This window comes from Collinsella sp. AM44-11 (genome assembly GCF_003467145.1).
GTDB lineage: Bacteria > Actinomycetota > Coriobacteriia > Coriobacteriales > Coriobacteriaceae > Collinsella.
In genome coordinates this window covers 12,084-26,766 of the sequence record NZ_QSFE01000007.1, presented here as the reverse complement: position 1 = coordinate 26,766, position 14,683 = coordinate 12,084, and the positions used below count along the sequence as shown (strand labels likewise).

10 protein-coding genes are annotated in these 14,683 nt (G+C 60.5%); 2 read left to right on the top strand and 8 right to left on the bottom strand.

What is annotated here, in order from left to right:
- The first annotated feature begins 25 nt into the window (after positions 1 to 25).
- Both DW943_RS05830 and DW943_RS05825 read left to right on the top strand, forming a co-directional pair.
- Positions 26 to 1,372, top strand: coding sequence for an MATE family efflux transporter (locus DW943_RS05830; RefSeq protein ID WP_117862461.1), 1,347 nt, complete (start codon positions 26 to 28; stop codon positions 1,370 to 1,372).
- Between the two features lie 63 nt (positions 1,373 to 1,435).
- Positions 1,436 to 2,275, top strand: coding sequence for a MerR family transcriptional regulator (locus tag DW943_RS05825; protein ID WP_233543612.1), 840 nt, complete (start codon positions 1,436 to 1,438; stop codon positions 2,273 to 2,275).
- A 57-nt stretch (positions 2,276 to 2,332) separates the two neighbouring features.
- Here DW943_RS05825 and ligA read toward each other — a convergent pair whose 3' ends face one another.
- The 8 genes from ligA to DW943_RS05785 form a co-directional block, all read right to left on the bottom strand.
- Positions 2,333 to 4,561 (bottom strand): NAD-dependent DNA ligase LigA, encoded by a 2,229-nt coding sequence (ligA, locus tag DW943_RS05820; RefSeq protein ID WP_117862459.1) that lies wholly within the window; start codon positions 4,559 to 4,561, stop codon positions 2,333 to 2,335.
- Between the two features lie 248 nt (positions 4,562 to 4,809).
- Positions 4,810 to 6,273, bottom strand: coding sequence for a S1C family serine protease (locus DW943_RS05815; RefSeq protein WP_117563646.1), 1,464 nt, complete (start codon positions 6,271 to 6,273; stop codon positions 4,810 to 4,812).
- A gap of 208 nt (positions 6,274 to 6,481) precedes the next feature.
- Complete coding sequence (locus DW943_RS05810) at positions 6,482 to 7,144, bottom strand: response regulator transcription factor (protein WP_006234733.1); 663 nt, start codon at positions 7,142 to 7,144, stop codon at positions 6,482 to 6,484.
- A gap of 50 nt (positions 7,145 to 7,194) precedes the next feature.
- Positions 7,195 to 8,532 (bottom strand): glutamine synthetase family protein, encoded by a 1,338-nt coding sequence (locus tag DW943_RS05805; RefSeq protein WP_117765404.1) that lies wholly within the window; start codon positions 8,530 to 8,532, stop codon positions 7,195 to 7,197.
- 134 nt (positions 8,533 to 8,666) lie between these two features.
- The gene (locus tag DW943_RS05800; RefSeq protein WP_117862458.1) at positions 8,667 to 9,689 is read right to left on the bottom strand and encodes a LacI family DNA-binding transcriptional regulator; all 1,023 of its coding nucleotides are present in this window, start codon (positions 9,687 to 9,689) and stop codon (positions 8,667 to 8,669) included.
- Between the two features lie 125 nt (positions 9,690 to 9,814).
- Positions 9,815 to 10,507, bottom strand: coding sequence for a GntR family transcriptional regulator (locus tag DW943_RS05795; protein ID WP_117862457.1), 693 nt, complete (start codon positions 10,505 to 10,507; stop codon positions 9,815 to 9,817).
- 553 nt (positions 10,508 to 11,060) lie between these two features.
- Positions 11,061 to 12,314 carry an ATP-binding protein gene (locus DW943_RS05790; protein ID WP_158566111.1) on the bottom strand — a complete coding sequence of 418 codons (1,254 nt, stop codon included), beginning with the start codon at positions 12,312 to 12,314 and terminating at the stop codon, positions 11,061 to 11,063.
- Between the two features lie 368 nt (positions 12,315 to 12,682).
- Entirely contained in the window at positions 12,683 to 14,632 is a 1,950-nt protein-coding gene (locus DW943_RS05785; RefSeq protein WP_117862455.1) for an NAD(P)/FAD-dependent oxidoreductase, read from the bottom strand.
- Between the last annotated feature and the right edge of the window lie 51 nt (positions 14,633 to 14,683).

Sequence of the window (14,683 nt, the reverse complement as noted above, 5' to 3'; positions counted from 1 at the left end):
CAGACCAAGCCAGAAAGCCCCGCCCATGGAACACGACCTCACACGCGGCAATGTCCTTAAGACCATCGCGGTCTTTGCCCTGCCTTATATGCTCTCGTACTTTTTGCAGATGCTCTACGGCATGGCCGACCTGTACATGATGGGGCAGTTTAGCGGCGCCGCCGGCATCACCGCCGTGGGCAACGGCGCGCAGACGCTCTATATCATTACCGTGACGCTCGTGGGCCTGGCCATGGGAACGACGGTTATCGTCGGCCACGCCGTGGGTTCGCGTCGGTTTGACCGCGCCGAGACCGCCATCGGCAACACCATCACGCTCTTTATGGGTGTCTCGGTGGTGCTGGCCGCTGTCCTGCTCGCACTGTGTCCGCAGATTGTGGCACTCATTGGCACGCCGGCCGAGGCGGTCGAGGGCACCGCCGCCTACCTGCGTATCTGCTTTATGGGCATTCCCTTTATCGCCGCGTACAACATCCTCTCGGCCATCTTTCGCGGCCTAGGCGATTCGCGCTCGCCCATGTACGTGATTGGCGTGGCATGCATCATCAACATCGCGCTCGACTTTCTGTTTATCGGCCACATGGGGCTCGGCCCCGTAGGCGCGGCACTCGGCACAGTCATCGCGCAGACGGCGAGCGTGGCTCTCGCGCTCGTGTGGCTCAAGAGCCGCCGTACGCACATTCACCTCAAGCGCAGCGACCTACGCCCCCAGCCCGAGGTGCTCGGCAGCATCCTTAAGATCGGCGTGCCCGTAGCCGTGCAGGACGGCTGCATCCAGGTGGCGTTTATGTTCATCACCGTCATCGCCAACCACCGCGGCCTGGTTGATGCCGCCGCCGTAGGCTTGGTCGAAAAGATGATCAGCTTTTTGTTTATCGTGCCGAGTTCCATGGGCGCTACCGTCAGCGCGCTCACGGCGCAAAACGCCGGCGCAGGCAAGGGCGACCGCGCGCGCCAGGTGCTCAAGGATGCCATGACCGTCTCGGTGGTGTACGGCTGCCTGATCACGGTGCTGATGTGGCTGGTGGCGCCGGCGTTTATCGGCTTTTTTGCCAAGGACCCCGCGGTGGTCGCCGCCGGCACCGGCTATATGCGCAGCTATATTTTCGACGCGATTTTTGCCGGCATCCACATTTGCTTTAGCGGCTTTTTCGCTGCATACGGCAAGAGCTACATCGGCTTTGCGCACAACGTGCTGGCCGTGGCGCTCATTCGCGTACCCGGCGCATGGCTGCTGTCGAACGCCTATTCCGACACGCTGTTCCCCATGGGTATCGCCTCGCCGTGCGGGTCGATTCTGTCGGCGGCCATCTGCGTGATTGCATTTACCGTGCTCAACCGCCGCGGAACTTTTGACAAGCTGATGGCGTAGCGGGGCAACGCAGGCCTAGCGCCTCTCCCCTGTTTTACCGAAAGGAGCGGTCCTGTGACCGACATGCCAAGCGAACACACCGAGGGCCTGCTCCGCATTGGCGAGGTGGCGCGCTTGCTCAATTTGAGCGTGGGCACACTGCGCCATTACGAACAGATGGGGCTATTGGAACCGGCATATGTCGATCCGACGAGTGGGTACCGCTACTACGGATCGCGGCAGCTCTCCACCCTCAACACCATCGGCAACCTGCGCGTTCTTGACCTGCCGCTGGCCCAGATTCGCGAGTTTGTCACTACGCGCGATATGGATTTGATGCAACGGCAACTGACCAAGCAACAGGAGTTAATTGAGCACAGGCGGCGTGAGTTGGAGCGCATGTCGCGCAAGATTGACCAGCGGCTTGCCTTGCTTCATGGCGCTTTGAATGCTGATCTCGACACCATTAGCGAAATCGAGGAACCCGAACTTCGCTGCGCCACGCTGCACGAGCGCGTCAATCCCACCGACGCCTATTCGCTGGGATGGCATATCCGCCAGCTTCAGCAGGGGCAGCACGAAACCTTTGCCTATCTGGGCAATCTGGGTGTGGGCATCGCGCCCGAACGCCTCGCCGCCGGCGACTTTGATGGCTACGACGAGGTCTTCCTGCTGCTCGATGACACCGATGATTACTTGGGCGACGTCGAGGTGCGGCCCGCCGCGCGCTGCCTAACCATAAGCTTCCGCGGCACGCACGGACAAGCAGCCCCGCGCTACGAGCGGCTGCTCAGCTATATGCGCGAACACAACCTGACGCCCGCCGGCCCCTCGCGCGAGATCGCCTTGATCGACGACATCATCAGCGACGACCCGGCAACCTACGTAACGCAGATCACGGTGCCGGTTGCCCCAGCAAAGTAAGAACCGCCCGGAAGGCATCGTGCTTCCGGGCGGTTCTTCAATTTGGCTATCGATGCCTTACGCCTCAGGCACCTCGCCGGTAGCCAAGATCTGCTCGAGTGCGTCCTCGTCCAGCACGGGTACGCCCAGCTGCTCGGCTTTGGTGAGCTTGGAGCCCGCTTTGGGACCGGCGACCAGGTAGCTCGTCTTCTTAGAAACACTGCCCGAAACCTTGGCGCCGAGCACCTTGAGCGCCGCACCCGCCTCGTCGCGCGTGCGATTGACGAGCGTGCCGGTGAGCACAAAGGTCAGACCCGCAAGCGGCTGTGCGTCGGCAAGCTCGCCCGCCACCCCAGCGTCGGCTGCGGCTTGCGCGTGCGCGGCGCCCAAGTCGACCTCAAGCGACAGACCAGCCTGGCGCAAGCGCTCCAGCACGGCGAGGTTTTCGGGCACGGCCAGGAACTGTTTGACGCTCGCCGCAATCTTGGGACCGATGCCCTCGCACTCGGCAATATCCTCTTCGCTCGCCAAGATGAGCTTGTCAATCGACAGGAATCGCTCGGCGATGACCTCGCCCACGCTCTTGCCCACATGACGGATGCCCAGGGCAAACAGCACACGCCCGAGTGGCTGGCTCTTGGACTTGTTGAGCTCGGCGATGATTTTCTCGGCCGTCTTGAGGCCTACCGGAATAGGATCGCCCTTCTTAACGCCCTTATTGCTATTGGTGCTCGCGTACACGCGCCCCGTATCCAGGCCTGCGATGTCATCGACCGTGAGCTGGTAGAAGTCTGCGACATCGTGGATCAGGCCGGCAGCGATCATCTTGTCGACGATCTCGTCGCCCAGGCCATCAACGTCCATGCAGCCGCGGCTCACCCAGTGGAGCAAGCGCTCCTTGAGCTGCGCCGGGCAGTCAATGGACACGCAGCGGTAGGCGACCTCGCCATCCTCGTGGACCACGGGGCTGCCGCACACGGGGCAGACCTCGGGCATCTGCCAGTCAACGCTGTCGGCCGGGCGCTTGTCGAGCACCGGGCCCACGACCTCGGGGATTACGTCGCCCGCCTTGTGCACGATGATAGTGTCGCCCTCGCGCACGTTTTTGCGGCGGATCTCGTCGATGTTGTGCAGCGTGGCGCGCGCGATGGTGGAGCCGGCAACCGTCACCGGGTCGAACTCGGCGACCGGCGTGAGCACACCGGTGCGGCCCACCTGGATGCGAATCTCGCGCAGGACGGTCTGCTTTTCCTCGGGCGGGAACTTAAAGGCAATGGCCCAGCGCGGTGCGCGGGCGGTAAAGCCCAAGTCGAGCTGCTGCTGAAAGCTGTCCACCTTTACGACCACGCCGTCGATGTCGTAGTCCAAGTCGCCGCGATGCTCGAGCGCCTGGGCGCAGAACTCGTGAACCTCAGCGGGTGTGGCGCAACGGGCAACGTTGGGGTTGACGCTAAAGCCGGCGCTACGCAGCCAGTCCAGGAACTCGCGCTGGCTGTGGACGTGCAGCGGATCGGTATCGGCAATGGCGTAGATAAAGGTAGCCAGGTCGCGGCGCGCCGTGACCTTGGGGTCCTTTTGGCGCAGGCTGCCGGCGGCGGCGTTGCGCGGGTTGGCAAAGGGGTCGCGGCCCTCGGCATCGGCCTCTTCATTCAGACGAACAAAGCTGCCCTTGGGCATGTACACCTCGCCGCGTACCTCAATGGTACGCTCGCGGTCGGCGCCCATGTGGGTGAGCGCTGCCTCGGACAGATGCATGGGCACATCCTTGATGGTGCGCACGTTGAGCGACACATCCTCGCCCGTGGTACCGTCGCCGCGCGTGGCGGCGCGCATAAAGGTGCCGTTTTGATAGGTAAGCGCCACGCCCAGACCGTCGATCTTAAGCTCGCAGGTATAGGTGACGCTGCCGGCACCGAGCGCATCCTCGGCGCGCTGGAGCCACGCGTCAAGTTCGTCCAGATCCATAGCATCGTCCATGGAATACATGCGCGCCATATGTGTGACCGGTGTAAACTGCTCGCTCACGTAGCCGCCCACGCGCTGGGTATAGCTGTCGGGCGTCACCAGGTCGGGGTAGGTCGCCTCGATCTGCTGCAGCTCAACGAGCATTTTGTCAAAGGCGGCGTCCGTGATCTCGGGCGCATCGAGCATGTAGTAGCGATAGGCGTGGTAATCGAGCTCGTGGCGCAGCTCGGCCGCACGCGCTGCCGCCTGGGCACGGGCATCGGCCGGTGCAGCGGTATCCGTGCTCGCGGGCGTTTCGGTATCGATGTCCACGCCGTCACCAAACAGGCTCGATTGCTCCATAGCGGCACTCCTTCGCTCGATTTCAAACGGATACAAGAGTACCACCGGTCACCATGGGGCCGAATAGCGGTCTCAAACCGCACCGAATCGGCAGCCATCAAACTGGAGTGGATCGCGCGTTCAAACCATGCCCTTGCCGTTTCTAAATGATCCGTTTTCCTCCGTCTCCAAGGGATCATCGCGAAAAGAGGGGCTGTCCCGCGCTGGCGGAACAGCCCCTCTGGCTTCGATATGTGCGATACAGCTCGTTAGAAACCCTGGCCGTTGCCCTGACCCTGGCCCTGCTGGCCAAGCAGCTCCTCCAGATACTGGCGCAGCTGCTCGTCGGTAATACCGCCGTTGCCGGTATCGGTCGCGCTGTCGTTCTGCTGCTGGTTCTGCAGCTCCTCGTCGGAGCCCAGCTCAACCGTGACCTTCTTCTCTTCCTTGCCGCGCATGAGCGTGATCTCGACCTTCTCACCCACCTCGTGGCTGCGCAGTGCGATGATCAGGCCATCGGCGCTCGTAATCTCGTCGTCACCCAGCTTGGTGATGACGTCGCCCTCCTGAATGCCGGCCTTGGCGGCAGGACCGTCTTCGACGACACTTGCCACATACGCGCCGCTATCGGTGCTCAGCTTGTTGGTGCGGGCGTTAAGTGCATTGACGCTCGAAAGCGTGGCGCCCAGGTACGGATGCACCGGCGTCTTGCCGTCGATGATCTGGTCGGCAATGTTCTTGGCATAGTTGACCGGAATGGCAAAGCCCACGCCCGAGCTGGAGCCCGAATAGCTCTCGATGAGCGAATTAATGCCCACAAGCTCGCCATTGTCGTTAACGAGCGCGCCGCCGGAGTTGCCCGGGTTGATGGCGGCATCGGTCTGGATCATGTTGGCATAGATGGTGTTACCGTTGGTAGAGCTCATGGCCGTGGAGCGGTAGAGCGCCGAGACGATACCGGTGGAGACAGACTGCTCGTTGCCAAACGGCGAACCGATCGCCATGACCCACTCGCCCACGTTGAGCTTGGAGGAGTCACCAATCTCGATCGGCGTGAGCTTGGAGGCGTCGGCGTCCTTGAGCTTGATGACGGCTAGGTCGCTCGAGGCATCGTTGCCCACGAACTCGGCCTCGTAGGTGGTGCCGTCGTCCATGGTCACCACGTACTGGTCATAGCCATCGACCACGTGGTTGTTGGTGAGGATGTGGCCCTCGGTATCGAGCACCACGCCCGAACCGACGCTGCCCGAGTTGTCCGACTCGTCGGCAGACTGCGAAAGCGAGCCATTCTGGCCGCCGCTCGAAGTGGCGGTAATGGAAACCACGGAGGGCAGGGCCTTGGCAGAAACGGCCTCGGCCAGCGTGGTGTCCTCGGAATCGATGGTGATCTTTTGCGTCGATGAACCCGAAGCACCCGCCGTCACGGCATTCTTGCCGCCGCCAATGTTGAGCGTACCGCTCATAATGAGCGCAATGACCAGCAGGGCGCCACAGGCGCAGCCGGCGAGCGCCGTAATAAAGATCGGCAGCTTTTTGGTCTTGGTCTTGACCACCGTGTGCTTGTTTACAACCTGCTGGCTGCCCAGCGGCTTTCCGGTCTGCGTGTCGTAGGCCTGCACGTAGGGAATGTTGTTGCCGTCGGCAGGCGTCGACTCCACCTGCACGCGCGGCTGCTGCTGAGTCTCGCCGGCATTGCCAACATCCTGGGGACGCTGGGAATCGTTCTCGCTCATAGCTGCGATCCTTTCGTCAAATAACCAATGGCCCGCCAAACACGTGGCGGGCCATCATTGTTCACGTTGAGTTGTACCCCAATATGCGGGCGTACGTGTACGAGAACGCAATCTTTTAGGAAGGCTTAAGTTCTGCTGCAAACTCGAAGGGAACCCGCACCTGCGGCAAAACCACCACAAAGGTGCCTGTCCCCTTTGTGGTGGAAATCTAGTCCTTAAACAGATATCCCACGCCGCGGACGGTGGTGATGTGCGCCGCGATCTGCGGGCCCACCTTGGAGCGGATGCGTCGGATGTGCACGTCGACGGTGCGCGTGCCGCCGCAGTACTCAAAGCCCCATACGCGGTGCAGCAGCACCTCGCGACTGTAGGCGCGGTTGGGGTGCGTCGCCAAAAAGCTCAGCAGCGAGTACTCCATCAGCGTCAGGTCGATGGGCTCGTTATCGAGTGTCACCTGGTAGGTAGCCAGATTAATCTCGAGGTTATCGATGTTGAGCACATCATCGGCGGTGACGGTCTCCTCCTCGCCCATCAGGCGCTGCGCGCGAGCCTTGAGCTCGTTGGGCGTCGCCGTGGGGCACACAAAGTCGGCATGCGCGTGATTCGGCAGGCGCAGGGTACCGAGCGCCTCGTCGTCAACGATCACCAACATGGGGACGCCACCACGATCGTCAAGCCACTTGGCAATCTGATCGATGCGGTCGCTGCGGATGCCATCTGAATCGAGAATCAGCAGGTCAAAGTCGTGCGCCGCAGTCGGCGAATCGGGGGTTGCCAGGCTCACCTCGACACCCAGGGTGGTCGTCAGGCTGCGGGCAAACTCGTGGAAGCGCGTCGTGCGCGCCATGAACAGGGCACTCTTTTCGGACATATCGGCCTCCAAAGAAATGAGCTCAATCGTACTGGAACAAGCCAGCGCGATTAGGAGTTCGCCAGATAGTGCTTGATCTCCCACTCGGTGATCGTAGACTCAAACTTATGCCACTCGTCGCGCTTCTTTTTGAGGAAGAAGCTGTGGATGTGCTCGCCGAGAGCATCCTTCATAAACTGCGAGTCCTCAAACACGTCGAGCGCCTCTTTGAGCGAGCGCGGCAGCGGCGCGTAGCCGGCCTCGACCATCTGACGGTCGGTAAGCTTGAGCGTCTCGGCCGTGGCCTCGGGCGGGAGTTCCAGCTTGCGCTCGATGCCGTCCAGACCAGCCGCCAGCGTGACGGCGTTGACCAGGTACGGGTTGGCCATGGGGTCGGGACTGCGCAGCTCGATGCGCGTGGACAGCGGCTTGCCGGGCTTGTAGACCGGGATGCGGACCATACTCGCGCGGTTGCGCAGGCCCCACGTGGCGTACTGCGGCACGGAGTCGCCACCCGTGGTGATGCGCTTGTACGAGTTGACCGTGGGGTTGGTGATGGCGCTGATTTCGCGCGCGTGTGCCAGAATACCTGCCATGTAGTGCTTGGCGACGTCGGAGAGATGGTACTTCTCGTCGTCCTCGCCCCAAAAGACGTTGTTGCCGTCATGGTCGAACAGCGACTGGCACAGGAACATAGCACTGCCATCCTCGCCCGCCAACGGCTTGGGCATAAAGGAGGCGTGGCAACCGCTCTCGTAGGCCTGCTGCTTAATGATGAGTTTGGCCGTAGTGATGGCGTCGGACATACTCAGGGCCTCGGCGTGGCGCAGGCTCATGCCGTGTTGCGAGCGGCCGGCGGCGTGGAAGGTGTACTCCACGGGCACGGACATCTTCTCGAGCGTGAGGACCGTGTTGCGACGCAAGTCGCGGGCGGCATCGCTCACCGAAAGATCGAAGTAGCCCACGTTGTCAAGCGGCTCGGGGGTATGCTCGTCGGGGAAGTAGTAATACTCCAGCTCGGCACCCACGTTGAGCAGATAGCCAGCCTTCTCGGCCTTGCGGAACATGCGACGCAGGGCATCGCGCGGGTCGCCGGCAAACGGCTTGCGATCGGGAGTGCACACGTCGCAGAACACGCGGGCGACGCCATTGTGGCTCGGGCGCCACGGCAAAATCTGGAAGGTCGAAGCATCGGGAAACGCCAGCATGTCGGCTTCCTCGGGCGTGGCAAAACCCTCGATGGCGGAGCCGTCAAAGCCAATTCCCTCCTCAAAAGCGACCTCGAGGTCCTCGGGGCTAATGGCAAAGTTCTTGAGGCGGCCGAGAATGTCGACAAACCACAGACGAACAAAGCGGATGTCACGTTGCTCTACGGAGCGGAGTACGTAATCGATGTTCTGCTGGTTCATGTCGCTCCCCTTTCTTTCGGGCGGGTTTCGACTGGTCTATATCGCAGATACTATCGCAGAAAAATGTTTCCGCAGGGTTAAAGCGTATCAAGCGCCCAAAAAACGTGCGCGAACAGGCAGTTGCGAACGAGTAGTTAGCGCGAGGTCGAGGCGCGGTGTTCGATGTGGCCGGGGATCTCGATGCGCTTGGGGGCGAGCTTTGCGGCATCGCCCACCGTAGTGGTAACGATGTCGATACGCTCGGACAGGCGCTCGACTACGCGCTCGGCAATGGTAAGGGTGTCTTGCGCGGCCGTGGTCACACCGCCAAAGAGGACGTGGTTCCAGGGATAGTCGTCAAACGTTGCAATCTTGAGACCCGCCGGCAACGAGGGCCCCAGCTGGGCCAGCGCCTCGGTCAGACGCAGGAAAACCAAGCCGTTGACGGCAATGAGGCCGAGCTTTTTACCCGCATAGCCGCGGATGGTCTCGTCCAGGCGACTGACACCCTCGACGCCACCATCGGCCAGGGTGACGACCTCACCCGCAAGGCCGCGTCGCGAAAGCTCGTCGGCAAAGGCCTCGGCACGCTCGCGACGCACAGGGCTGTCATCGCTTGCCTCGGTGAGCAGGCACAGGCGCTCGCTGCCCGCGACAGCCAAGGCGTCTACCAGGCCGGCGACCAGCTCACGGTTGTTGGAGGTCACCAGATCGACACCGCCGGCGGCAATATCGCGGTCGAGCAGCACGACGGGCAGGCGCCCCGCGGCCGCGGCGATTGCCTCGTCATTGCCGCCACAGGTGTTGACGACCAGGCCGTCCACGCCGGCATCGATAAGTCTGGTGAGCGACTCTGCTTCCTTGGCGGAATCATTGCCGCTAATGGCAGTCATAAGCGAGCAGCCGCGCGCGGCGGCACTGGCGGAAAGCCCTTCGAGCATGGCGCTGGAGAACGGGTTGGCGATGTCGGCCAGGATCACGCCGATGAGGTTGGTGCGCGAGCTGCGCAGATTGCGCGCGGCGGCACGCGGGCGATAGCCGGTGCGCTCGATGACTTCAGCGATGCGCGCACGAGTTTCCTCGGTCATCTGCCCGGGGCGGTTGTTGAGATAGCGCGAAACCGTGGCCGGGCTCACGCCCGCCTCGGCGGCAATGTCCTTGATTCTCATCTGCGCCATAGCGCACCCCGTTTCCTAATTGTCGGCAGTCTGGGCCATGTTAGGCATTTTTTTAAAAATCTCGCTTGCAAAACGCTGTAGGTGAGCAGCATCGTTTTTGCGTCTCGAGCAGATGCGGTGATGGGCTAGATATACGAGTCTTTGGACAGCTCGAAATAGTCGGGATGCAAGGCGATAACCGGGCCCTGCTCCTCGGGCATCAGGTGCAAGTGCGTCTCGGCCAGATAGCTCGCCGTGTCGGTATCGCCCCTCTTAATGGCCTCGAGAATCCGGCGATGCTGCCGACGAATCGGCTCCCAATCCAGATCCTGCGACACCATACGCAACCAGTTGTATCGCTCAAAATGCGTGTTGACGCTCTTCATCCAATCCCACAGCATGTGACGACCGGCAATCTCAAAACACGTCTCATGAAACAGGTTATCCAAGTCGAAAAAGCGACGCGTCTCGCTATGGTCGAGCGACTCGGACTCGGCAAGAATCTGCTCGAGCCGATGCTTTTGCTCGGACGTGGCAGCCGGACAACATTTAATGAGTACGCTTCTTTCGAGTTTCTCGCGCAAGAAACAGGCATTCTCGGCGTGTTCCATGCTGATCTTAGAGACGTAGGTGCCGCTCTTGGGACGCGTTTCCACCAGCTCTTGCTCGCGCAGGCGCACAAAGGACTCGCGAATTGGCGTGCGCCCGATCCCCGTCTCCTTTTCCAGACCAATCGCCGAAAGGCGCGTGCCGGGCTTGAGCTCGGCATAGATAATCTTGGAGCGCAGTGCGTTGTATGCCTGATCTTGCAGGCTCTGATAATGCTGGTGTTGTTCCATAAAGCCCTCGGATGAAGCCCACGGTTTGTCGAATTCCACCACGTAATACTATCGCATCGACACGCCCCGGCTCCCAATCAGTCTTTTTGGGACGGGGCTCTTTTAGCTACCCTGGCTCGCAGATCGGCCCCTTGCCACAAAAGTGGCCCATCTACTACGTTAACACGGATAGCCTCGACCATACCGAAAACCGTGAAAACAAAACCGCAGGTAGACAGCTTGTCAATTATCGAAAAAGCCGACTATGGTTGACCCCTGCGGCTTAAACGTAGTAGATAGGCCCTTTTCGTGACGCAGCACTACCGCACCCCAAATTGGCACCCCGAGCCTGTTATAAGTTGCTGTGAAATACGGACGGTTGATAATCAAGGGTTGATAATCAAGGGTTGATAATCAAGGCGCGCTATACGGCTTGCCATATTTCACTATACTTTGCTGTACGTCGCTATACTTTGCTATAACTTGACAATAATCGGCCCGTTACCATCCGGGATATAACGGACCCCAAGCCAACGCTGGCTTGGGGTCCGTCTTGTACCATGGCTCTTTTGGACTATGAGCGCTCGTATTTCGTGGCCCGCCCGGTTCCCTGCCTTACGATTGCATTCCGTTCAAGCAGAGATTCGAGTGCCGCCAACGTCCGCATGCGGCTCAGCCCCGTCTGTTTTTCAATCTCGCTTCGCGACATAATTCGCCCGCCCGACAAGGCATTGAGAACCTGGATCTCTTCCTCGGACCCTTCAAAGGCATCGGTAGCGGGCAATGTGACGGCCACCATGCCGCCGCGAACATCAAAAATTGGTTGATTGATCGAATCGCGATAGGCACGTCTAATGCGCGCGATTCCCGTGCCAAATTTCTCGATGTAATCCAGCTTTAAAAAGACCTCGGCGACAATTGGGTTTCTGAGCACGGATATCTGCCCATACAGGTATTGTTCCGTCGTCAAACCGGCAGGCAGTGATCCGGGCGAAGTCACAACAACACGATCGTCGTACAAGGCAATTTGAACATTCGCTCGAACGTCCCACGTCCGATGCACCAAAGCGTTTGCAACAGCTTCGCGGAATGCCTCAAGAGAAATTCGATCGGTTTGGACGCGCTCCATCCCTTCGATACGCTCAAAACGGTAGTAGCGTGCAAACATAGCCACCGCCCTGTCCACCTGCTCAATTGCGGATACATTTGTCGCCGTCTCACGGTCCAAGATCACATCCTCGGTATCGCCAAAACGGACGCAGTCGATGCCCGGAAAATCATTCTTATCCGCCAAAATCGCCGCAGCGTTGGTATAGCCATCTTTGCCGAGCAAGCGAAGCGTGCGCATAATATCCGGCGTTAGCTCGGAAATGCCGAGATGTTCAACACACTTATGCTCGAGCGTGTGAAAACTAAAGTCCTGGCGAGCCGACGTGAGCGCGTCGAACGTTACGTTGCTGCCTTCGAGCGTCAGCCTGCCATACTCAAACCGGTCGACCTCCACCGTTGCCGAATCGTTTCGCCTGTAGGCCTTTCCCTTGCTTCGATAGGGTTTGTCCTGGCCCTCATAAACCGTAAGGATTACGGTCCCGTGTTTCTCATCGCGCTCGAGCGTGTAACGGGGAACGGGATCCAAGCTGTCATTAATCATGTTCTCGATGCGGAGACACTCTGCGACCGGATCTGCAAGGCCGACAGCCACGCCCTCGTCATCAACGCCAAACTCAATCTTGCCCGTCCCGTAGTTTGCATAGGCGCTCACCGTTTTAAGAAACGTCGGCGTAACGCTTTCCTCGTATTCGACTGTAGGGCTCTCTCTAACAACCATATGCACAACCCTCTCGTTTCGTACCATTCATAAGCGTATTATAAGACGAAAACCGTTTGCGTACTGATTTATCCAAGACGCAAACGGTTTTCATCTTTATTTGCGTACGGAATTAGGACGCATAATTTCGCTTTCGTATGGCTCAATACCGGACACAGACTGTTTTCGTCTGTCAATACGTCTGCAATCCAAACGAAAAGAGCCCCGAGTTCAGTATGAACTCGGGGCTCTTTGTGCCGCGCATCTATGAGAGGAGAAATTCGATGCGTACGGGCGCTATTCCATGAAGCCGCAATGGCGCGATGGGGCCAGATTTACATGCACCAAGTTGGTGCAAAGTAACCTGCCCCCACGCACCAAGGGGTTGACTAGAGTTCGCAGGCAACCTTGTAGCCATCGCCGATGGCGTCGCGGATGTTGCCGCACTTCTGGGCATCGCCCAGCACGTGGGTGGCAACGCCGGCAGCGGTAAGGTCGTCGGCCAGCTTGGTGTTGGGACGATAGCCCATGGCAAGCACCAGCGTATCGGCATCGGCGATGGTGTGGACCTCGCCGTCCTTTTCGTAGCTGATGGCGTCCTCGGTGATTTCGGTCACCTTGGCCTCGGTCAGCACATGGACGCCCTTGGAGAGCATGCGCGTGATGAGCACCGCGCGACCGGCACCGCCCTCGTTGGCGGCAAGCGTCTTGGTCATCTCGATAACGGTGACATCGCGATTGGCCGGCGAAAGGTCGTTGACCAACGGGGCCAGGTAATCGGCCGTCTCGCAGCCAACGGTGCCGCCGCCCACAATGACGATCTTCTTACCCGGGAAAGCCTTGCCACCCAGCAGGTCGTCAGCCGTCATAACCTGCTTAAAGCCCTGCATAAAGGCCGGGGCGATGGGCTCGGCGCCATAAGCCAGGACAACCTCGTAACCCGCGTAGTCGCGCTGAATGTCCTCGGCCGAGAGCTCGGTGCCAAAGACGCACGTGACGCCTGCCTCGGCCAGGCGACGGTACTGATACTTGATCACGCGGGTGAGCTCCTGCTTTGCCGGCGGAACGGCCGCGATGCGCATCTCGCCACCCGGCTCGTCCTGCTTGTCCACGAGCACCACGTTATGGCCGCGCTTGGCGGCAATGTAGGCTGCCTCCATGCCCGCAGGACCAGCGCCCACAACCAGTACGTTCTTGGCCTCGGCGGCAGGCTCGTAGCCGGCCTCATCGCGTTCCACGTCCGGGTTGACGGTGCAGGAGATGCGCTTGCCAAACATGATGCCGTTCAGGCAGCGCAGGCAACCGATGCAGGGACGGATATCATCGGCATTGCCGGCAGCGGCCTTGTTGCAGAACTCGGCATCGCACAGATTGGCGCGGCCCATCATGCAGATGTCGGCAGCGCCGTCCTCGATCAGCTCCTCGGCAATCCATGCCTCATTGATGCGGCCGACCGTGGCGACGGGAATGTTCACATGCTTTTTGATCTCGCGCGAGCAGGCGGCGTGCGAGGCCTGCTGCGTACCGGCGGCGGGAATCGCGGAGCCGCGCTTGATGGTAGTGCCGCCCGACACGTGGATCATGTCGACGCCAGCCTTCTCCAGGCGACGCGAGACGTAGATCATGTCGTTGAGGGTCAGACCGCCATCGGTGTACTCGTCGCCCGAGATACGGACGTCGATGATGAAGTCCTTGCCGCAGCGCTCGCGAATCTCGGCGATGACCTCGAGCAAGAAGCGCATGCGGGCATCGAGCGAGCCACCGTACTCGTCGGTACGCTTGTTATAGAGCGGGGTCAAAAAGCCGCCGAGCATGCCGTGGGCGTGCGCCGCATGGACCTCGACGCCGTCGACACCGGCCTTCTGCATGCGCACGGCAGCGTCGCCAAACTGATGCGTGAGCTCGTGGATCTCATCGACCGTGATAGGGCGCGGCGCCTCGCGGGCATAGGACGGGCCCACAAAGGACGGAGCGATCAGGCGCGGCGTGCCCGGGATGTTAAAGGCCATGTAGGCGGGGTGGAAGAGCTGCGGCATGATCTTGCAGCCATACTCGTGGACGGCTGCGGCGAGCTTTTCCCAGCCGGGGATAAACGTGTCGTCGTAGCAGCACATATCGCCCGGCAGATAGGTATAGGTGGGCTCGACCGTCACGACCTCGGTGATGATGAGGCCCACGCCGCCCTTGGCGCGGGCACGGTAATGATCGACCAAGTCGTCGGTCACATAGCCGTGATCGGCCAGGTTGGTAGATACCGGCGGCATAAAGACGCGGTTCTTGACCTCGGTTGTACCGACCTTGATCGGGCTAAAGAGCATCGGATAGGCGGAGGACTCCATACAGGGTTCCTTTCGTTTGAGCCGCTCGGCGGCAGTTGCTAACGTACATAT